This is a genomic window from Streptomyces sp. NPDC039609, from assembly GCF_055596705.1.
Genome location: NZ_JBVIUJ010000006.1, coordinates 365682 through 385127 on the forward strand (window position 1 = coordinate 365682; position 19446 = coordinate 385127).

Below are 19446 nucleotides of genomic sequence, written 5' to 3' on the forward strand. Positions count from 1 at the left end.
GACGGCCCACGGGCGCTATGGGCGGGGCGGCCGCCGGCCGCGGCGGGGCAGCGGCGGTGTGTCCAGCGCCCGGGGCGGCCGGCATGGACGACGTACGCCGAGACGCGCCGGAGCCGTCCATCGGCGTGCTCGGGCCCACCGGGACCGCAGGCGGGGCGGCCGCCGGCCGCGGCGGGACGGTACGGGCTGCGTGTCCGGCGCCCGGGGCGGCCGGCATGGACGACGTACGCCGAGGCGCGCCGGAGCCGTCCATCGGCGTACTCGGGCCCACCGGGACCGCAGGCGGGGCGGCCGCCGGCCGCGGCGGGGCAGCGGCGGTGTGTCCAGCGCCCGGGGCGGCCGGCATGGACGACGTACGCCGAGGCGCGCCGGAGCCGTCCATCGGCGTGCTCGGGCCCACCGGGACCGCTGGCGGGGCCGTCGCCGGCCGCGGCGGGACGGTACGGGCTGCGTGTCCGGCGCCCGGCGTCGCCGGAGCCGTGGCAGCCGCCACGGGCGCGGTACGCGGAGGCACGGCGGAGGCACCCGTCGGCGGGGCCGGGGTGGACCGCCCGGCGCCGGGCGCCACCGGAGCCGAGCCGGCCGAGCCGGCCGGGGCGGCCGGGGCGGTCGGGGCGGTCGGCGGCCGGTCCGGCCGCGGCGGGGCGGTGTGCGGGTGGGGTGCGCTCGCGGCCGGCGCGGCGGCGGGCCGGCCCGGGATGCCGGGCGTCACGGGGGTGCTTCCGGCGTCGGGGCTCGGGCCGGTCGTCGTGGGTGGGAGCAGGGCGTCGGTGATGCGGGACGACGTGGGGTGGTGCGCGTCGGTGCTCATCCCCGTCCCCCTGGTCGTCCCGTTGTGATGCCTGCCCCGGCAATGCCCGCCACTCTACGGGCTGTTCCCCGCGGCACGGGAACCCCGGGGGCTACCCACCCGTAAACCGGTCTGGCAAGCTCAGGCCATGACTCCCCGCGCCGCCGACCGGGCCCGGTACGACCGGGCCACCGCCCATCTCGACGCGCCTGTCGCCATCGTCGATCTGGAGGCGTTCGACGCCAACGCCGACGACCTCGTGCGGCGCGCCGGCGGCAAGCCGATCCGGGTGGCGAGCAAGTCCGTGCGATGCCGCGCGCTCCTGGAGCGGGTGCTGGCACGTGAGGGCTTCGCGGGGATCATGTCGTTCACACTCGACGAGTCGCTGTGGCTGGCCCGGGCCGGGTTCGAGGACGTCCTGCTCGCCTATCCGTCCGCCGACCGCACCGCGTTCGGCGAACTGGCGGACGACCCCAAGCTGGCCGCCGCCGTGACCGTGATGGTCGACGACCCGGCCCAGCTGGACCTGATCGACGCGGCACGCGCGGGTGGCGGCGAGGAGATCCGGGTCTGTCTGGAGCTGGACACCTCGCTCCGGCTGCTCGGGGGCCGGGTGCGGGTCGGCGCGCTGCGCTCCCCGCTGCGCGAGCCCGCCCAGCTCGCCGAACTGGCCCGTTCCGTCGCCCGTCGGCCGGGCTTCCGGCTCGTCGGGATCATGGCGTACGAGGGGCATGTCGCGGGCGTGGGGGACGCGGTCGCCGGACGGCCGCTGCGCTCCCGGGCGATCCGTCTCATGCAGTCGGCCGCCCGCAAGGAGCTGGCGTCCCGGCGCGCGGCCGTGGTCCGTGCGGTGCGCGCGGTGGCGCCGGACCTGGAGTTCGTCAACGGCGGCGGCACGGGCAGCGTGCAGCACACGGCGGCCGAGGAAGCGGTGACCGAGATCGCCGCCGGTTCGGGTCTCTATGTGCCGCGTCTCTTCGACAACTACACGTCCTTCACCGGCCGGCCGGCGGCTCTGTTCGCGCAGCCGGTCGTGCGCCGTCCCGGCGTCGGCGTGGTGACCGTGCTGGGCGGCGGCTACCCCGCGTCCGGTGCGGCGGGCGTGGACCGGCTGCCCGTCCCGTACCTCCCGGAGGGGCTGCGTTACGACCCCCAGGAGGGTCCCGGCGAGGTGCAGACGCCGCTGCTCGGGTCCCCCGCCGACGATCTCCTCATCGGGGACAAGGTGTGGTTCCGGCACGCGAAGGCCGGGGAGCTGTGCGAGCGGTTCGACAGCCTCCAGCTGATCGAGGGCGACCGGATCACGGCGACCGTCCCCACGTACCGGGGCGAGGGCCGCACCTTCCTCTGACCGGCGGTCAGGAGCCCGGGGTGATCGAGCTGCCCACTCCTCCGCCCGTCGCGCTGCCGATGGGCAGGATCCCCTTGGTGATCTCGTCCATCGCGGCGAGCGGCGGTCCGTCGGCCCCCGCGTCGAAGGCGAAGCGCACGACGACCGGCGACTCGCTGCCCGTGGGGGACGGGAAGACCAGCGACTGGACGTAGCCGCCGGGGCCCTTGCCGGTCGTGACCTGCCACCGGACCAGATAGCCGGTACGTCCGGCGACGACGGCCGGGCGGGCGGCGACCTGCTTGTGGGACTGGATGTCGCCGTACAGCCAGTTCCCGAAGACGTCGTCCCCGAAGAAGGCGTCGGCGGCCAGGGCGATGTCCTCCTTGGCCATGGCCTCGGGGGTGGCGGCGTCGGTGCCCGACGCCGAAAGGGAGGACACGGTGCCATGCCGGCACTGCTTGTTGGTGGCGCCGGGGCAGGGGTACTCGCCGACGGTCGTCATCGTCGGCGCGCCGCCCGAGGTGAACTCCGGCTTCTCCCAGCCCTTGATGACCGGGAGCGTGATCCCGTTGATCTGGTCGAAGACCTTCGTGGGGTCCTCGTCGGGAGGGCTGCTGGAGGAGCTGGAGGTCGGTGCCGAGGTGGTCGTGGTCGCCGAGGTGGGACCCGCGGTGCCCGGGTCCTTCTCCTCGTCACCGCCGACGAGGACGACGACACCGGCGACGACCGCAGCGACGACGACCACCGCGCCGGCACCGAGCGCGACGGCACGGCCCCGCCCGCGGCCGGGCGCGGGCAGAGCGGCGACGGCCGTCGTGGGCGCCGTCGCCTGTCGGGTGTGCGCGGTCCAGGTCGTACCGTCCCACCAGCGTTCGACGGTGGGCGTGGCCGGGTCCGGGTACCAGCCGGGAGGGGTCGTCATGCTCATCCCGCAAGCCTAGAGGGCGGGTTCAGGAACCGAACACGGAGTCCCACTGGTCGGGCACGACACTGCCGTCGGCGCGCCGCACGGGCTCTGCCGTGCCGTCGGCGGCGGTGTAGGCGGTGGTGGCGCAGGGATAGGGGCTCGTCTTCTCCTTCTTCGGCTCGATGAACATCGGGTTCACGATCCAGCGGCCGTCGCTGTTGTCGTACGCGCGGCACATCAGCTCGTTCTTGTTGCGGTTGAGGACCAGGCGCAGTCCGGTCGCATCGCGCAGGAAGGAGATGTCGGTGTCGGAGTCGCCGGCGGCGAACACCTGGCGCCGGGAGGCCGGTTGGACCCGCTCGGCGGCGGGGCCGCGCACGCCGAAGATCTCCTGGTTGATCCAGCAGCGCTTGCCGTCGATGTACGTGATCATCGAGTCCTCGCCGTCGCGTACGCCGCCGCAGCCCTTCAGCCGGGCGCCGAGCCGGCCGTGCTCGACGGTGTTGCGGATGCCTATGGCGTGCGAGGGAGCGATGCCGACGCCCCGGGCCCAGACGTCGACGACCGGTTCCGGCGAGGCCGAGACGATCCAGACGTCGAAGCCCGCCGTGCGGAGGGTGCGGACGAGGTCGCGCTGCTGCTCGTAGTAGCGGACCCAGGCGGTGACGTCGCCGGTGCCGACCTGCTGGGTGGCGCCGATCGGGGCGGCGAGGCTCTCGGCGCGGGCGGCCGCGGCGAAGGACTCGACCTGACGGGTGGTCCAGCCGCGCAGGAGCTGGGCGAGCCAGGCGTACTGCGGTTCCATCCGACGGTGGTCGAAGCCCGCGAAGGCCTCGCTGCCGGTGGTCGTGGCGCCCACCGCGTAGACGGAGAGGATCTCGTCGGCGCAGCCGGTGTCGGTGGCCGTGGGCAGGGTGCGGACACCGGTGGGGCAGGCGTCGCGCAGGGCGGCGGCCGCGTCGGGGGTCAGATAGCGGCTGGTCGTGGTCCAGTCGTCGTTCACGGGCGGGCGGATGCGGCTGTTGCGAAGGAGCCAGTACATCGTGGCGTCGCCGACGTCGTTCCTGATGACAGTGTTGTCCCAGTCGAAGACGGCGACGGGCCGGTCGGAGCCGCTGTCCGCGCAGTGCGCGTCGATGAGCTCCTGCAGTCTCTCGCGGTTGTCGCCGTACCAGCCCTCGGAGACCTTCAGCGTGGGGCACTTCCCGGGCTTCGCGTGGGCGGGTGCGGCGGTGACCATGCCGGCGAGGGCGAGAACCGTGGCGGCCGTGGCGGTGATCCGGCGGAATCGGGGGTTCATGGGCGCGCTCCTGTCGTGGTGTCCGGATGCACGACAGCCGGGCGCCTTGCGACGCCCGGCTGCCGGGTGGGGGGTGGAGGGAGGGTGGAGGGTCTAGAGCGGAGTCACGTACGCGCCCGAGATGCCGCCGTCGACGAGGAAGTCGGTGGCGTTGATGAAGGAGGAGTCGTCGCTGGCGAGGAAGGCGACGGCGGCGGCGATCTCCTCGGCCTCGGCGAAGCGTCCGAGGGGGATGTGCACGAGTCGGCGGGCGGCCCGCTCCGGGTCCTTGGCGAACAGCTCCTGGAGGAGCGGGGTGTTGACCGGCCCGGGGCAGAGGGCGTTGACGCGGATGCCCTCGCGGGCGAACTGGACGCCCAGTTCGCGGGACATGGCGAGCACGCCGCCCTTGGAGGCGGTGTACGAGATCTGGCTGGTGGCCGCGCCCATGATGGCGACGAAGGAGGCGGTGTTGATGATGGAGCCGCGGCCCTGTCGCTGCATGTAGGGCAGGGCGGCCTTGCAGCACAGGTAGACCGAGGTGAGGTTGACGTCCTGGACGCGCTTCCAGGCCTCCAGGCCGGTGGTGAGGATGGAGTCGTCGTCGGGCGGGGAGATGCCCGCGTTGTTGAAGGCGATGTCCACGGAGCCGTAGGTGTCGAAGGCGACCTTGAAGAGGTTCTCGACCTCTTCGGGGTCGGTGACGTTCACCTTGACGAACGTGCCGCCGACCTCCTCCGCGGCTGCCTTGCCGGCGGTCTCGTCGATGTCGCCGCAGACGACGTTCGCGCCTTCGGAGGCGAGGCGGCGGGCGGTGGCGAGGCCGATGCCGCTGCCGGCCCCGGTGATGACGGCGGTACGGCCGACCAGACGGCGGCAGACGATCTCTTCGGTGCTCATGCGGTTCAGGCCTCCGTGCTTTCCGTGCTGATGAAGACGTTCTTGGTCTCGGTGAAGGCGGTGAGGGCGTCGGGGCCGAGCTCCCGGCCGAGGCCGGACTGCTGATAGCCGCCGAACGGGGTCCAGTAGCGGACGCTGGAGTGGGAGTTGACGGAGAGGTTGCCCGCCCGGACGGCGCGCGAGACGCGCAGCGCGCGGCCCACGTCGCGGGTCCAGATCGAGCCGGCCAGGCCGTACTCGGTGGCGTTGGCGAGGCGGACGGCGTCGGCCTCGTCCTCGAAGGGCAGGACGACGGCGACCGGTCCGAAGACCTCCTCGACGGCGCAGGGCGCGTCCTCGGCGAGGCCGGTGAGGACGGTCGGCGGGAACCAGAAGCCGGGGCCCTCGGGGGCCTTGCCCCGGATGCCGGGGAGCGAGTCGGGGACGTACGCCCGTACACGCTCCAGCTGGGCCCGGGAGATGAGCGGGCCCATCTGAGTGTTCTCGTCGGCCGGGTCGCCGACGACGATCCCCTCGACGGCGGCGGTGAGCAGTTCCAGGAAGCGGTCGTGGACGGAGCGCTGGACCAGGATGCGGGTGCGGGCGCAGCAGTCCTGGCCGCTGTTGTCGAGGAACGACATCGGCGCCGCGGCGGCCGCGGCCTCGATGTCCGCGTCGGCGAAGACGATGTTCGGGCTCTTGCCGCCGAGTTCGAGCGTCACCCGTTTCACCTGGTCGGCGCACTTGGCCATGATGCTCTTCCCCACCCGCGTCGAGCCGGTGAAGACGATCTTGGCGATGCCGGGGTGTTCGACCAGCGCGTTGCCCGCGACGGCTCCCTCGCCCGGGAGGACCTGGAAGAGGTCCTCGGGAAGTCCCGCCTCCAGGGCGAGTTCGGCGAGTCGGAGCGCGGTGAGCGGGGTGGTCTCGGCGGGCTTGAGGATCACTGCGTTGCCGGCGGCGAGGGCCGGGGCGGTGGCCCAGGCGGCGATCGGCATGGGGAAGTTCCAGGGCGCGATCACGCCGACGACGCCGAGGGGTTCGAGGATCGTGACGTCGAGACCGCCGGCGACGGGGATCTGGCGGCCGTTGAGCCGCTCCACTCCCCCGGCCGCGTAGTCGAGCAGGTCCCGGACGTTGCCCGCCTCCCAGCGGGCGTTGCCGAGGGTGTGGCCGGCCTCGCGCACTTCGAGGAGGGCCAGCTCCTCGGTGTGGGCGTCGACGACGGCGGCGAAGCGGCGTAGCAGCCGGGCCCGGTCGGCGGGGGCGGCGGCGGCCCAGCCGCGCTGCGCTCGGGTCGCCCGTACGACCGCGGCGTCGACGTCGGCCGGTGTGGCGGCGGGGACGGTCGCGACGACCTCTTCGGTCGCCGGGTTGAGTACCTGGAGTTCCTGGAGCAACTCTTTCCTCACATGCGTTCGAAGGAGCGGCGCAGCTCCCAGTCGGTCACCGCGGCGTCGTACGCGTCGAGCTCGACGCGGGCCATGTTGCGGTAGTGCGCGACGACCTCGTCCCCGAAGGCGGCCTTGGCGATCGGGCTGGTCTCCCAGAGTTCGGCGGCCTCGCGCAGGGTGGTGGGGACGTGGGCGTACTCGCCGGTGTAGGCGTTTCCGTCACAGGCCGCGGGCAGTTCGAGCCGCTGCTCGATGCCGTACAGACCGGCGGCGACCAGGCCCGCGACGGCGAGGTGGGGGTTGACGTCTCCGCCCGGCAGACGGTTCTCGAAGCGCATCGAGCGGCCGTGGCCGACGACGCGCAGGGAACAGGTCCGGTTGTCGACGCCCCAGGCGACGGCGGTGGGGGCGAAGGAGCCGGGCTGGAAGCGCTTGTAGGAGTTGATGTTGGGGGCGTAGAGGAGGGAGAAGTCGCGCAGCGCGGCGAGCTGTCCGGCGAGGAAGTGCCGCATGACGTCCGACATTCCCCCGGGTCCGTCGCCGGCCATGACGTTGGTGCCGTCGGCGTCCTGGAGCGAGAGGTGGATGTGGCAGGAGTTGCCCTCACGCTCGTTGTACTTCGCCATGAAGGTGAGCGAGACGCCTTCCTGGGCGGCGATCTCCTTGGCGCCCGTCTTGTAGACGGCGTGCTGGTCGCAGGTGACGAGGGCCTCGTCGTACTTGAAGGCGATCTCGTGCTGGCCCGGGTTGCACTCGCCCTTGGCGGACTCGACGGTCAGTCCCGCGCCGGCCATCTCGTTGCGGATCCGCCGCAGGAGGGGCTCGATGCGGCCGGTGCCGAGGACGGAGTAGTCGATGTTGTACTGATTGACGGGGGTCAGGTTCCGGTAGTTCGCGTCCCAGGCCTGCTCGTAGGTGTCCTTGAAGACGATGAACTCCAGCTCCGTGCCGACGTGGGCGGTGTAGCCGTGTTCGGCGAGCCGTTCCAGCTGGCGGCGGAGGATCTGGCGGGGTGCGGCGACGACGGGTGAGCCGTCGTTCCAGGCGAGGTCGGCGATCAGCATCGCCGTACCCTCGTTCCACGGGACGCGGCGCAGGGTGGAGAGGTCGGGGTGCATGGCGAAGTCGCCGTAGCCGCGGTCCCAGGAGGACATCTCGTATCCGTCGACCGTGTTCATCTCGGTGTCGACGGCCAGGAGATAGTTGCAGCCCTCGGTGCCGTGGTCGAGGACGTCGTCGAGGAAGAACGGTGCGGCGAACCGCTTGCCCTGAAGCCGTCCCTGCATGTCAGGGAAGGCCAGGACGACTGTGTCGATCTCACCGCTCGCGACGAGGGCACGGAGCTCCTCGACGGAGAGCGGGGCTTTACGGTCTGCCACGGGATTACTCCTCCTTCGGCCAGCCGGGAGTCATAAGGTATTGCTGAAGACCATTGCTTGGGAAGGGGAAACCGCAACGTGGCGAAGATCGGTGGGGAGACGGACGCGGCGACGGCCGGCGCAGCGGGCATGCCGGACCGGCTGACGCCCGTGCTGCGGCCGGTGCGGGCGGGCAACGGCTTCGAGGAGGCGCTGGAGCAGATCCTTCAGGTCGTACGGCTCGGCCTGGTGCCGGGCGGGGAGCGGCTGCCCGCCGAGCGTGAGCTGGCCGACCGGATGGGGATCAGCCGGGTCACCCTGCGCGAGGTCCTGAAGGTCCTCCAGGAGCAGGGGCTCGTGGAGAGCCGACGCGGACGGTACGGCGGAACGTTCGTGCTGCGCCGGCCGCAGACGGCCGACGAGGACGAGCTGCGGCGCCGGATCGCCTCGATCGACGTCGAGGACACCCTGCGCTTCCGCGAGGTCCTGGAGGTCGGCGCGGCGGGGCTCTGCGCGACGCACGGACTGACGAGCGAGGGCACGGAGCGGCTGCGGGCGGCCCTGACGGCCACGCACGACGCCCCGCTGGCGGACTACCGGCGCCAGGACACACTGCTCCATCTCACGCTGGCCGAACTCTCGGGCTCCCCGACGCTCACCGCCCAGTACGCGGCCGTCCGGGCCACGGTCAACGACCTCCTGGACTGCATCCCCCTGCTCGTACGCAACCTGGAGCACTCCCAGCACCAGCACACGGCGCTGATCGAGGCCGTCCTCGACGGCGACGCCGACGCGGCCCGCGAGGTCATGCGCGAGCACTGCGGGGGCACGGCGGCGCTGCTGCGGGGCTTCCTGACGTGACACCGCCGGATTCGCCGTAACGCGAAAGTAACGCACGGGGGTTGCGTTCCAGCCGACCCGGCGCAAAGGTATGGTCCCATTCCATTGGGCCCGACGCGGGAGCTGACGCTGCCATGACGCTCGAAGACACCTCCGGGGACAAGACAGCACCTGACGACTACCTCGAACGCCGCGCCCTGCGCCGCGGCAGCGCCGGCTGGCTGCTGCTCACCGGACTCGGCGTCGCCTACGTCGTCTCCGGCGACTTCTCCGGCTGGAACATCGGCCTGTCGAAGGGCGGGTTCGGCGGACTCGCCGTCGCCACCGTGCTGATGGGCGCGATGTACGCCTGTCTCGTCTTCGCGCTCGCCGAGCTGTCCGCGATCCTGCCCACCGCGGGCGGCGGCTACGGCTTCGCGCGCCGGGCGCTGGGCACCTGGGGCGGCTTCCTCACCGGCACCGCGATCCTCATCGAGTACATCCTCGCCCCCGCCGCGATCTCCATCTTCATCGGCGACTACGTCGAATCGCTCGGCCTGTTCGGCCTCGAGTCCGGCTGGCCCGTCTATCTCGCCTGCTTCGTGATCTTCATCGGGATCCATCTGTGGGGCGTGGGCGAGGCGCTGCGTTTCAGCCTGATCGTGACGGCGATCGCGGTCGCGGCCCTGGTCATCTTCGCGCTCGGCGCGCTCAGCGACTTCCACGTCGACGGGCTGAACGACATCCCCGTCGACACCGACGCGCTCGGCTCCAACTCCTGGCTCCCGTACGGCCTCCTCGGCATCTGGGCCGCGTTCCCCTTCGGCATGTGGTTCTTCCTCGGGGTCGAGGGTGTGCCGCTCGCGGCCGAGGAGGCGAAGGATCCGGTCCGCTCGATGCCGAAGGCGCTCGCGATCTCGATGGGCATCCTCGTGCTGCTCGCCGTGATGACCTTCTTCGCCTCCACCGGGGCGCGCGGCTCGGCCGCCATCCAGGAGGCGGGCAACCCGCTGGTCGTGGCGCTGCAGGGCGACGGGGACCCGACACTGCTCAGCCGGTTCGTGAACTACGCGGGCCTCGCCGGCCTCGTGGCCTCGTTCTTCTCCCTCATCTACGCCGGTTCGCGCCAGCTCTTCGCCCTGTCCAGGGCCGGGTACCTGCCCCGGTTCCTCTCCCTCACCAGCCGCCGCAAGTCGCCGTACCTGGGGCTGCTCATCCCGGGCGCGATCGGCTTCGCGCTCGCCGCGGGGACCGGGAACGGCGCGCGGATGCTGAACATCGCGGTGTTCGGCGCGACCATCTCGTACGCGCTGATGGCGCTCTCCCACATCGTGCTGCGCCGCCGCGAGCCGGAGCTGCACCGCCCGTACCGGACGCCGGGCGGGGTGGTGACCTCGTCCGTGGCCTTCGTCCTCGCCCTGTCGGCGCTGGTGGCGACCTTCCTGGTCGACAAGGACGCGGCGTTCATCGCGCTCGGGGTCTATGTGATCGCCCTCGCCTACTTCGCGTTCTACAGTCGGAAGCATCTGGTGGCCAAGGCGCCGGAGGAGGAGTTCGCGGCGCTGGCGGCGGCCGAGGCCGAACTCGAACGCGACTGACCACCACCGACCGACGGAGGAGTCTTCCGTGTCCAAGCCGCTCATCGGCGTGACGACCTATCTGGACCAGGCCCGCTGGGGGGTGTGGGACATGCCCGCGGCCCTGCTGCCCGCGCAGTACCCACGGCTGGTCCAGGCGAGCGGTGGCCTCGCGACGATGCTCCCGCCGGACGACCCGTCGGCCGCGGCGGCGATGGTGGCCCGGCTCGACGGTCTGGTCGTCGCGGGCGGCGCGGACGTCGAGCCGGTGCGGTACGGGGCGGAGCCCGATCCCCGTACCGGCCCGCCCGCCCGGGCCAGGGACGCGTGGGAGCTGGCCCTGGTCGAGGCGGCGCTGGCCTCGGGCACTCCGGTGCTCGGCATCTGCCGGGGCATGCAGCTGCTCAATGTGGCGCTCGGCGGCACCCTGGTCCAGCACCTGGAGGGGCATGTGGAGGCGGTCGGCGTGATCGGCCGCCACGCGGTGAAGCCGGTCCCCGGCACGCTGTACGCCTCCCTGGTCCCGGAGCTGACCTCGGTGCCGACCTACCACCACCAGGCCGTGGACCGCCTGGGCGAGGGCCTGGCGCCCTCGGCGTACGCGGAGGACAGCACACCCGAGGCCATCGAACTGGCCACCCCGGCCTGGGCCCTGGGCGTCCAATGGCACCCGGAAATGGGCGAGGACCTACGGGTGATGCGGGGCCTGATCAAGGCGGCGAGCTGACGGACCCTTGAGGTGGGCACGGCCGGCCATGCCGCGCCCACCTCACGGGCGCCGGGAACCGCGCGAACAGCCACCACGCACCCGCAGACACCCCACGGCACCGACACCGCATACCCCAGGGGCGCGGGGAACCGCCTTACAACCACGACGCACCCGCAGACACCCCACGCCACCGGTGCCGCCGGACCCCAGGCGCGCGGGGAACTACGCGCACAACCACCACGCACCCACAGACGGCACCGGCCAAGGCACCGGTGCCGCCGGACCCCAGGGGCGCGGGGAACCGCGCGAACAGCCACCACGCACCCGCAAACGGCAACGGTCACGGCACCGGCACCGGCACCCCGCCCTCACCCCGTCGGCCTCGCCCTGGTCAGCGACAGCAGGTCGCGCGCCGGTCCCGTCGGCCGGTGGCCGGTCGGCCAGACCGCGCGGAGGTCGCGGCGGAGCAGCACGCCCGCGACCGGGATCTCGACCAGGCGCCGCGAGGTCAGCTCCTCCGCGACCGCGAGCTCGCTCAGAACGGCAGGCCCCGCGGAGCTGACCGCCGCCGCCTTCACCGCCGTGGTGGAGGCGAGTTCGAGCAGCGGCTGGGCCAGACCGCCATGCGCGGAGAGCGCGGAGTCGAGGACCTGCCGGGTCCCCGAGCCGCGCTCCCGCAGAATCAGCGGGGTCGCGGCCAGTTCCCCGGGGTCCAGCGGCTTGCGACGGCGGGTCCACGCATGGGACGGCGCGGCGACCACGACGAGCCGGTCGCGGGCGACGACGGCCCCGTCCAGGCCGTCGGGCACGGCGAGCCCCTCCACGAACCCCAGGTCCGCCTCGTCCGCGAGCAGCCGCTCCGCGACCGCCGCGGAGTTCCCCGCCATCAGCGAGACGGCCGTGTCCGGTCGCTCCGCGCGCAGCGCGATCAGCCAGCCCGGCAGCAGATACTCGGCGATCGTCATCGACGCGGCCACCCGCAGCCGCGAGTCCCGGCGCCCGCGCAGCGCCTGCGCCCCGGCGTCGAACGCCTCCGCCGCCTCCACGATCCGCCGCGCCCAGTCGGTCACGAGCGCCCCCGCGTCCGTGAGCCGCGAGCCGCGCGGCGAACGGTCCACCAGGGCAACGCCGAGCTGCCTCTCCATGGACCGGATCCGACTGCTCGCGGCGGGCTGCGTGATGCCCACCTCGCGGGCGGCCCGCCCCAGGCTGCCGTGCCGGGCGACGGCCAGGAGCAGTTCGAGCGCGCCGAGGTCGGGGACCCGGTGGGACAGGGGTGCGGTCTCGATAGGCTCGCTGCTCATAAAGTCAGCTTATGACGTCATAGCGCCAAGATCCCTGGTCGGTCCCGCGCGGCCGCGCGAGGGTGAAGCCATGGCAACCCTCGCAGCTTCCCGTCCGGTCCCCCGCGCCACCACCCCCGGCGCGCGGGCGACCTCAGTCCGTCACCTCGGTCCCAACTGGTACGCCTCGGTGATGGGCACCGCCATCGTCGCCAACGCGGGAGCGGCCCTCCCGGTGCATGTGCCCGGTCTGCGCACCGCGTGCACCGCCGTCTGGGCCCTCTCGTTCGGGATGCTCCTCGCCCTGGTCGCCGCTCGCTCCGCGCACTGGATCCACCACCGCGACCGGGCCAGGGAGCACCTCATGGACCCGGCCATGGCCCCGTTCTACGGCTGTCTGTCGATGGCCCTTCTCGCGGTCGGCGGCGGCACCCTGATCGTCGGCCAGGACTGGATCGGGCTCCCGGCCGCCGTCGCGATCGACACCGTCCTGTTCACCGCCGGATCGGCCATCGGCCTGGCCGCCGCGGTCGCCGTCCCGTATCTGATGGTGGTGCACCACAAGATCGAGAGCGCGTCCCCGGTGTGGCTCCTCCCGGTCGTCGCCCCGATGGTCTCCGCCGCCCTCGGCCCCCTGCTCCTGCCCCATCTGCCGGCCGGGCAGGCCCAGCAGACGCTGCTGATCGCCTGTTACGCGATGTTCGGCATCAGCCTGCTCGCCACCCTCGTGATGCTGCCGCTGGTCTTCGGCCGCCTCGTCACCGGCGGACCGCTGCCCCTCGCGCTCACCCCCACCCTCTTCCTGGTCCTCGGGCCGCTGGGCCAGTCGACCACCGCCGCGAACAAGTTCGCCGACGTCGCGAACGGCGTGCTGCCCGCCCCGTACGCGCACGGATTCGCCGCCTTCGCCGTCCTCTACGGCGTGCCGGTGATGGGCTTCGCCCTGCTGTGGCTGGCGCTGGCCGGGGCGATGGTGGTGCGGGCCCGCCGTCGGGGCATGGGGTTCGCCATGACCTGGTGGGCCTTCACCTTCCCGGTCGGCACCTGCGTGACGGGCGCGGAGGGGCTCGCCCACCACACGGGTCTCGCCGTCTTCCGCTGGCTCGCGATCGCGCTGTACGTGTTCCTCGTCGCGGCCTGGCTGGTGGCCGGATTCCACACCCTGCGCGGGCTGTTCAGCGGAGCGCTGCTCGCAGGGCCCGGGACAGCACCTGCGGGGCCTCGGTCAGCGACGGCCCGTACCAGGTGAGATGACGCCCGCTGACGAGTGCGGCGGCGGTCCCGGGGAACGCCTCGGGGCCGTCGTCGGCCGTGAAGCGGTACGGCTCGTCGGGCAGGACGACCAGGTCGGCGCCGGTGGCCCGGAGTTCGTCGAGGGGGACGCGCGGATAGCGCTCGGCGTGATCGGCGTACAGCTGCCGGATACCGAGGCGGGCCAGCAGGTCACCGGCGAAGGTGTCGCGGCCGAGGACCATCCAGGGCCGGCGCCAGATCGGGACGAAGGCGGTCAGGGGCTCGCCCGGCGGGGCTAGGGCGGTCAGGGGCCCGCCCGTCGCTACAGCGGTCAGCTGCTCGCCCGGCAGGTCCACCGCGGCCCATGCCTCCTCCGCCTCGTCCAGCCAGCGCGGCCGGCCGGGGACGCCACAGGCCCGCAACGTCCGCTCCAGCTCACGGAACGCCTGGTCGAGCGTGCGCACCTCGGTGACCAGGACGTCGACCCCGGCGGCGCGCAGCGCGGCCAGGTCGGGGGCGCGGTTCTCCTCCTCGTTGGCGATCACCAGGTCGGGTGCGAGAGCGGTGATCGCCGCGACGTCGGGGTTCTTCGTGCCCCCGATCCGTACGACGTCGAGATCGGCCGGGTGGCTGCACCAGTCGGTGGCACCGACGAGCAGGCCGGGCGCGGTCACGGCGACCGCCTCGGTCAGCGAGGGGACGAGGGACACGACACGGGCCCTCATGACGCGTCGTCGACCTCGATGTGCTCGGCGACGGCCACGACGAGCAGGCGGGTGCCGGACTCCGTGGCGCGCCAGCGGTGCCGCACGCCTCCGGAGAGATACAGCGTGTCCCCGCGTTCCAGCCGGTACGCCCGCCCCTCGGCCTCCACTTCGGCGGCGCCGTCGGCGACGAACAGCAACTCGTCGTTGCGGTGCTGGAATTCGCGTCCCGCGTCCCGCTCGCCGGTGAACTCGAGCGCGTGGAGCTGGTGCCGGCCGCGGACCAGGGACCGTACCCCCTCGGGCAGGTCGTGGCGGGCCTGCTCGGCGGCGCGTACGACATCGACCGTACGGGCGGACTCCGCGGCGGCCAGCAGCTCGGCGGCCGTGGTCTCCAGGGCTCCGGCGACCAGCTGGAGGGATCGCGTGCTGGGGCGGGCCCGCTCGTTCTCGATCTGGCTGAGGAAGGGCACGGACAGGCCGCTGCGCGAGGCGACGACGGCCAGCGTGAGCTTGAGAGCCCGGCGGCGCCTCTTGACGGCCGCGCCCACGCGCAGTGATTCCTTCTCGTCCATGACGGCTCCCTCCCTCTTCCCTCGCGCCTGCGTACTGGTCGGTTACCTGAACCTTACGCAGCTTTCGGGCAGGGTTTCGCGTCGTGACGAAAAGGGGTGGCCGCCGAACACGCTCGGCGACCACCCTTATTCGGACAGGAGTCGGGAATCCGTCCTCGGACCTACTGCGGAGCCAGCTTCTCGGCGAGGCCGGGGTTCTTCTCCAGCCAGCCGCGGACCGCCTCCTGCTCCTTGCCCTTGCCGGTCTCCTGGATGGCGGCTTCGAGATCCGTGAGCTGCTTCTCGGTCAGCTCGAAGTTCTTCAGCCAGGACCCGACCTCGGGGTTGTCGGCGGTGAAGCCCTTGCGGGCGAGGGTGTGAACGCCGTCGCCCTTGCCCCACGTGCCCTTGGGGTCCTTGAGCTTCTTCAGGTCGTAGCTGGAGTAGGCCCAGTGCGGCGACCAGAGTGTGACGACGACCGGTTCCTTCTTGTCGTAGGCGCGCTTCAGCTCGGCGAGCATGCCGGGCGTGGAGCCGTCGACGACCTTGTACTCGCCCTTCAGGCCGTAGTCGTTCAGGACCTTGTCCTTGAGGATGCCCATCATTCCGGCGCTCGGCTCGATGCCGATGATCCGGCCCTTGAACTGGTCGCCCTTGCCCTTGAGGTCCTCGAGCGAGTCGATGCCCTTCATGTAGGAGGGCACGGACAGCTCGAGCGAGGTCGGGCCGTACCAGGAGCCGAGGTCCTCCAGCTTGTTCTGGTACTTCTCCCAGTACTGGGCGTGGGTGACCGGCAGCCAGGAGTCGGTCTGGAAGTCGATCTGGCCACCGGCGAGACCGGTGTAGAGCGCGCCGGCCTCCAGCTGCTTGGCGTCGACCTCGTAGCCGCGCCGTTCGAGCAGTTCCTTCCAGAGGAAGGTGGAGGCGATGCCCTCGTCCCAGGGGATGTAGCCGAGGTTGATCTTCTTGCCGTGGCCGATGTCCTTGCCGCCGGCGGTCGTCGAGGCCGCGCCGCCGCCGAGGAAGCCCATGCCTCCCGCGACGAGCGCGAGGATCACGACGCCGACGAGGGCGGTGACGGGCTGCGGGCGGTGGTTCCAGAGCTTCGCCCCGGCGCGCGCCGCGCTCGCGGCCCGCGCCTTGGCGAGGGCCCGGCGGCCGAGCGGCGAGACCTGACGGCCGAGCGCGCCGGTCATCCGGTCCAGGTACATGGCGAGGATGACGATGGAGATGCCGGCCTCGAAGCCGAGGCCGATGTCGACGTTGCCGATGGCGCGGTAGACGGCGCCGCCGAGCCCGCCGCCACCGACCATGCCGGCGATGACGACCATGGACAGGCCCAGCATGATGACCTGGTTGATGCCGGCCATGATCGTGGGCAGGGCGAGCGGCAGCTGGACGCGCAGCAGGGTGTTGCGCGGGGTGGTGCCGAACGCCTCGGCCGCCTCGACCAGCTCGCCGTCGACCTGGCGGATGCCGAGCTCGGTCATCCGCACGCCGGGCGGCAGGGCGAAGACGATGGTGGCGATGATGCCGGGCACCACGCCGACGCCGAAGAAGATGATGCCGGGGATCAGGTAGACCATGGCGGGCATGGTCTGCATGAAGTCCAGGACCGGGCGCAGCACGGCGCTGACGGTCTTGGAGCGGGCCGCCCAGATACCGAGCGGGACCGCGATCACCAGGGTGACGAGGGTCGCCACGAGCACCAGCGAGAGGGTCGACATGGCGTCGTCCCACAGCTCGATGGAGTCGACGAGCGCGAAGCCCGCGAAGGCGAGCACACCGGCGGTCAGCCCGCGCAGCCACCAGGCGACGACGGCGAGGATGCCCGCGAAGAGCAGGGGCTCGGGTGCGGAGAGGACCGCGTCGATGCCGTCGTAGAGACCGGTGACGGCGGCGGTGATGGCGTCGAAGAGCCAGGACAGTTGTGCCTGGAGCCAGTCGACGGAGCTGTCGACCCACTGGCCGAGAGGGAGCCTAGGCATGGGTGGCCACCTCCTTCTCGCCGGTGGTGCAGGCAAGGGGCGGGCGCTGCTCGTCTCCGATGAAGCCGATCAGACGGGACTGCGGGACGACTCCGAGGACGGTGCCGTCGGTGTCCTTGACGGCCACCGCGTGCGGGACGCGGGCGCTGACGGCACACAGGTCGGCGACCAGGGTGTCGGGGCCGACGGTCTCGCAGTCGCAGCCGTCCGGCGTGGGGTGCTCGGGTTCGGTCATCACGGCGGAGGCCGTGAGGACGCGGGAGCGGTCGACGTCCTGGATGAAGGAGGCGACGTAGTCGTTGGCGGGGCGGACCAGGATGTCCTCGGCGTCGCCGAGCTGGACGATCCGGCCGTCGCGCATCACCGCGATGCGGTCACCGAGACGCATGGCCTCGTTGAGGTCGTGGGTGATGAAGACGATGGTCTTCTTCAGTCGCTTCTGCAGTTCGAGGAGCTGGTCCTGCATGTCGCGGCGGATCAGCGGGTCGAGCGCGCTGAACGACTCGTCCATGAGCAGCAGGTCGGCGTCGGTGGCCAGCGCACGGGCGAGGCCCACGCGCTGCTGCATTCCGCCGGAGAGCTCGTCGGGCCAGGACTTCTCCCAGCCGGCGAGGCCGCACATCTCCAGGGCCTCGGTGGCCCGGGTCTCGCGCTCGGCGCGCGGGACGCCCTGGACCTCCAGGCCGTACGCGGCGTTCTCGAGGACGCTGCGGTGCGGGAAGAGGGCGAAGTGCTGGAAGACCATGCTGATCTTCGTGGACCGCACGGTGCGCAGATCGCGGGGGCTGAGCGCGGTGAGGTCCTTGCCGTCGTGGAGCACGCGGCCTGCGGTGGGCTCCAGCAGGCCGTTGAGCATCCGCAGCAGGGTGGACTTGCCGGATCCCGACAGACCCATCACGACGAAGATCTGGCCGGGCTCGACGACGAAGGACGCGTCGATCACGGCTGCGGTCGTACCGTCGGCGCGGAGTTCGTCGCGGTCGGCGCCTCCGCTGAGTTTCTTGACGGCTTCGTCGGGTCGTCTGCCGAACACCTTGTACAGGTGATCGGCCTGGAGCCTGGACACATATACCTCACGCGTTGAAACGAAAACGGCCCTCCCCCAGGACTCCGTCCTGGGGAGACCCCACCCCGCAGCCGGGCCGTGGAGCGGGGCGGTTTCGGCCCGCGCCTCCCGTGACGTACGAAGATCCGTTGTTGAATCCCGTACCGGGTCCGCTCCGGGCCCGCGCCTGCCCTGGCCCCCACGGGGCAAACGCAAAGGTGACGGGGGTCACTGGAACCGGGGGGTTCGGCGCATAGGGCGGGGTCGTTAGGGGGGCCGGTGGCGGTCGCTCGGGATCGGTGTCGGCGAAGGCCGGTGACGGTGCTTCGGGCCGGTGCCGGTGACGGCCGGTGACGGTGCTTCGGGCCGGTGCCGGTGACGGCCGGCTGAGGTCGCTCGGGGCCGGTGTCGGTGGGGCCGGTGACTGTCGCCCGGGCCGGTGTCGGTGGGGCCGGTGACAGTGCTGGCGGTGGCTCGGGATCGGTGTCGGTGAAGGCCGGTGACCGTGCTCCGGGCCGGTGCCGGTGACGGCCGGCTGAGGTCGCTCGGGGCCGGTGTCGGTGGGGCCGGTGACTGTCGCCCGGGCCGGTGCCGGTGACGGCCGGTTGAGGTCATTCGGGGTCGGTGTCGGTGGGGTGCGGCATGATCGGGGTGTGACGCGACGCCTGATGCTCCTCGACACCGCCTCTCTCTACTTCCGTGCGTACTTCGGTGTGCCGGACTCGGTCCGGGCCCCGGACGGCACGCCGGTCAACGCCGTGCGCGGCCTCCTCGACTTCATCACCCGGCTCGTCCAGGACCATCACCCCGACGACCTCGTCGCCTGCATGGACGCCGACTGGCGGCCCCAGTGGCGGGTGGACCTGATCCCCTCGTACAAGGCCCACCGTGTCGCCGTGGAGACCGAGACGGGGCCGGACGAGGAGGAGGTCCCGGACACGCTCGCCCCGCAGGTGCCGGTGATCGAGGCCGTCCTGGACGCCCTCGGCATCGCACGGGTCGGAGTGGCGGGCTACGAGGCGGACGACGTCATCGGAACGCTGGCCGGGCAGGCCAAGGGGCCGGTGGACATCGTCACGGGCGACCGGGACCTCTTCCAGCTGGTGGACGACGAGCGCGGCGTGCGGGTGCTGTACCCGCGCAAGGGCGTCGGCGACTGCGACCTGGTCGACGGCGAACTCATCCGTACGAAGTACGGGGTGCGGGCCGACCAGTACGCCGACTTCGCGGCGCTGCGCGGTGACGCCAGCGACGGGCTGCCCGGGGTGAAGGGCATCGGCGAGAAGACGGCCGCGCAGCTGATCACGGAGTACGGCGATCTGGCGGGCGTTCGCGCGGCGGCCGTGGACCGCACGTCGAAGCTGACCCCGGCCAAGCGGCGCGGGATCGTGGAGGCGGCCTCGTATCTGGACGTGGCCCCGAAGGTCGTCGAGGTGGCTGGCGACGTACCCCTGCCGGACTTCGACCCGGCCCTGCCGGGCGTGCCGAGGGACCCGGAGGCACTGGCGGCGCTGGTGACGCGGTGGGGTCTGGGCGGGGCCGTCGGCAGGCTGCTGCCGGTGCTGGAGCGCTGAGGCCTTCTAGGCCCCGGATC

At 72.3% G+C, this 19446-nt stretch carries 17 protein-coding genes; 7 read left to right on the forward strand and 10 right to left on the reverse strand.

Features of this window, described 5'->3' with window-relative positions:
• Positions 1-83 precede the first annotated feature (83 nt).
• Both ACZ561_RS19975 and ACZ561_RS19980 read left to right on the forward strand, forming a co-directional pair.
• Positions 84-839, forward strand: a complete 756-nt coding sequence (locus ACZ561_RS19975; RefSeq protein ID WP_470996640.1) for a hypothetical protein — start codon at positions 84-86, stop codon at positions 837-839.
• Between the two features lie 99 nt (positions 840-938).
• Positions 939-2141 carry an amino acid deaminase/aldolase gene (locus ACZ561_RS19980; RefSeq protein WP_470996643.1) on the forward strand — a complete coding sequence of 401 codons (1203 nt, stop codon included), beginning with the start codon at positions 939-941 and terminating at the stop codon, positions 2139-2141.
• Positions 2142-2148: 7 nt separating this feature from the next.
• On the opposite strand, the gene ACZ561_RS19985 is transcribed toward ACZ561_RS19980, so the two are convergent.
• From ACZ561_RS19985 to ACZ561_RS20005, 5 genes are all read right to left on the reverse strand, one after another.
• Positions 2149-3051 (reverse strand): DUF2510 domain-containing protein, encoded by a 903-nt coding sequence (locus ACZ561_RS19985; RefSeq protein ID WP_470996646.1) that lies wholly within the window; start codon positions 3049-3051, stop codon positions 2149-2151.
• A gap of 22 nt (positions 3052-3073) precedes the next feature.
• Positions 3074-4330, reverse strand: a complete 1257-nt coding sequence (locus ACZ561_RS19990; protein ID WP_470996649.1) for a haloacid dehalogenase-like hydrolase — start codon at positions 4328-4330, stop codon at positions 3074-3076.
• Between the two features lie 93 nt (positions 4331-4423).
• A complete protein-coding gene (locus ACZ561_RS19995) occupies positions 4424-5209 on the reverse strand; it encodes a 3-oxoacyl-ACP reductase (RefSeq protein WP_329122620.1) in 786 nt (261 codons plus the stop codon).
• 5 nt (positions 5210-5214) lie between these two features.
• Positions 5215-6588 carry an aldehyde dehydrogenase family protein gene (locus ACZ561_RS20000; RefSeq protein ID WP_470996652.1) on the reverse strand — a complete coding sequence of 458 codons (1374 nt, stop codon included), beginning with the start codon at positions 6586-6588 and terminating at the stop codon, positions 5215-5217.
• A gap of 8 nt (positions 6589-6596) precedes the next feature.
• Positions 6597-7961, reverse strand: a complete 1365-nt coding sequence (locus ACZ561_RS20005; protein ID WP_470996655.1) for a glutamine synthetase family protein — start codon at positions 7959-7961, stop codon at positions 6597-6599.
• Positions 7962-8090: 129 nt separating this feature from the next.
• On the opposite strand from ACZ561_RS20005, the gene ACZ561_RS20010 reads away from it, so the two are divergent.
• The 3 genes from ACZ561_RS20010 to ACZ561_RS20020 all read left to right on the forward strand — a co-directional run bounded on the left by ACZ561_RS20010 (position 8091) and on the right by ACZ561_RS20020 (position 11063).
• Positions 8091-8801, forward strand: a complete 711-nt coding sequence (locus ACZ561_RS20010; protein WP_470997188.1) for a FadR/GntR family transcriptional regulator — start codon at positions 8091-8093, stop codon at positions 8799-8801.
• Positions 8802-8914: 113 nt separating this feature from the next.
• A complete protein-coding gene (eat, locus tag ACZ561_RS20015; protein ID WP_470996658.1) occupies positions 8915-10357 on the forward strand; it encodes an ethanolamine permease in 1443 nt (480 codons plus the stop codon).
• A gap of 28 nt (positions 10358-10385) precedes the next feature.
• A complete protein-coding gene (locus ACZ561_RS20020) occupies positions 10386-11063 on the forward strand; it encodes a gamma-glutamyl-gamma-aminobutyrate hydrolase family protein (protein WP_470996660.1) in 678 nt (225 codons plus the stop codon).
• A gap of 350 nt (positions 11064-11413) precedes the next feature.
• Here ACZ561_RS20020 and ACZ561_RS20025 read toward each other — a convergent pair whose 3' ends face one another.
• Positions 11414-12349, reverse strand: a complete 936-nt coding sequence (locus ACZ561_RS20025; protein WP_470996663.1) for a LysR family transcriptional regulator — start codon at positions 12347-12349, stop codon at positions 11414-11416.
• Positions 12350-12419: 70 nt separating this feature from the next.
• Here ACZ561_RS20025 and ACZ561_RS20030 point away from each other — a divergent pair, with 70 nt between their 5' ends.
• Positions 12420-13577, forward strand: coding sequence for a TDT family transporter (locus ACZ561_RS20030; protein WP_470996666.1), 1158 nt, complete (start codon positions 12420-12422; stop codon positions 13575-13577).
• On the opposite strand, the gene ACZ561_RS20035 is transcribed toward ACZ561_RS20030, so the two are convergent.
• From ACZ561_RS20035 to ACZ561_RS20050, 4 genes are all read right to left on the reverse strand, one after another.
• Positions 13504-14286, reverse strand: a complete 783-nt coding sequence (locus tag ACZ561_RS20035; protein ID WP_470996669.1) for a helical backbone metal receptor — start codon at positions 14284-14286, stop codon at positions 13504-13506. The two genes, ACZ561_RS20030 and ACZ561_RS20035, sit on opposite strands and share 74 nt — an antisense overlap.
• A complete protein-coding gene (locus ACZ561_RS20040) occupies positions 14283-14840 on the reverse strand; it encodes a helix-turn-helix domain-containing protein (protein WP_470996672.1) in 558 nt (185 codons plus the stop codon). The genes ACZ561_RS20035 and ACZ561_RS20040 overlap by 4 nt, the downstream gene beginning before the upstream one ends.
• Positions 14841-15001: 161 nt before the next feature.
• Complete coding sequence (locus ACZ561_RS20045; RefSeq protein ID WP_470996675.1) at positions 15002-16807, reverse strand: ABC transporter permease/substrate binding protein; 1806 nt, start codon at positions 16805-16807, stop codon at positions 15002-15004.
• Complete coding sequence (locus ACZ561_RS20050) at positions 16800-17873, reverse strand: quaternary amine ABC transporter ATP-binding protein (protein ID WP_470996678.1); 1074 nt, start codon at positions 17871-17873, stop codon at positions 16800-16802. The genes ACZ561_RS20045 and ACZ561_RS20050 overlap by 8 nt, the downstream gene beginning before the upstream one ends.
• 647 nt (positions 17874-18520) lie before the next feature.
• Between ACZ561_RS20050 and ACZ561_RS20055 the strand changes: the two genes are divergently transcribed.
• Complete coding sequence (locus ACZ561_RS20055; RefSeq protein ID WP_470997191.1) at positions 18521-19426, forward strand: 5'-3' exonuclease; 906 nt, start codon at positions 18521-18523, stop codon at positions 19424-19426.
• The last annotated feature ends 20 nt before the right edge of the window (positions 19427-19446 follow it).

Excerpts from the sequence above, each read along its gene's own strand:
- ACZ561_RS19980 (WP_470996643.1), top strand. The coding sequence starts at position 939 with ATGACTCCCCGCGCCGCCGACCGGGCCCGGTACGACCGGGCCACCGCC.
- ACZ561_RS19995 (WP_329122620.1), bottom strand. The coding sequence starts at position 5,209 with ATGAGCACCGAAGAGATCGTCTGCCGCCGTCTGGTCGGCCGTACCGCC.
- ACZ561_RS19990 (WP_470996649.1), bottom strand. The coding sequence starts at position 4,330 with ATGAACCCCCGATTCCGCCGGATCACCGCCACGGCCGCCACGGTTCTC.
- ACZ561_RS20055 (WP_470997191.1), top strand. The coding sequence starts at position 18,521 with ATGCTCCTCGACACCGCCTCTCTCTACTTCCGTGCGTACTTCGGTGTG.
- ACZ561_RS20025 (WP_470996663.1), bottom strand. The coding sequence starts at position 12,349 with ATGAGCAGCGAGCCTATCGAGACCGCACCCCTGTCCCACCGGGTCCCC.
- ACZ561_RS20035 (WP_470996669.1), bottom strand. The coding sequence starts at position 14,286 with ATGAGGGCCCGTGTCGTGTCCCTCGTCCCCTCGCTGACCGAGGCGGTC.
- eat (WP_470996658.1), top strand. The coding sequence starts at position 8,915 with ATGACGCTCGAAGACACCTCCGGGGACAAGACAGCACCTGACGACTAC.
- ACZ561_RS19975 (WP_470996640.1), top strand. The coding sequence starts at position 84 with ATGGACGACGTACGCCGAGACGCGCCGGAGCCGTCCATCGGCGTGCTC.
- ACZ561_RS20030 (WP_470996666.1), top strand. The coding sequence starts at position 12,420 with ATGGCAACCCTCGCAGCTTCCCGTCCGGTCCCCCGCGCCACCACCCCC.
- ACZ561_RS20045 (WP_470996675.1), bottom strand. The coding sequence starts at position 16,807 with ATGCCTAGGCTCCCTCTCGGCCAGTGGGTCGACAGCTCCGTCGACTGG.
- ACZ561_RS19985 (WP_470996646.1), bottom strand. The coding sequence starts at position 3,051 with ATGAGCATGACGACCCCTCCCGGCTGGTACCCGGACCCGGCCACGCCC.
- ACZ561_RS20010 (WP_470997188.1), top strand. The coding sequence starts at position 8,091 with ATGCCGGACCGGCTGACGCCCGTGCTGCGGCCGGTGCGGGCGGGCAAC.
- ACZ561_RS20040 (WP_470996672.1), bottom strand. The coding sequence starts at position 14,840 with ATGGACGAGAAGGAATCACTGCGCGTGGGCGCGGCCGTCAAGAGGCGC.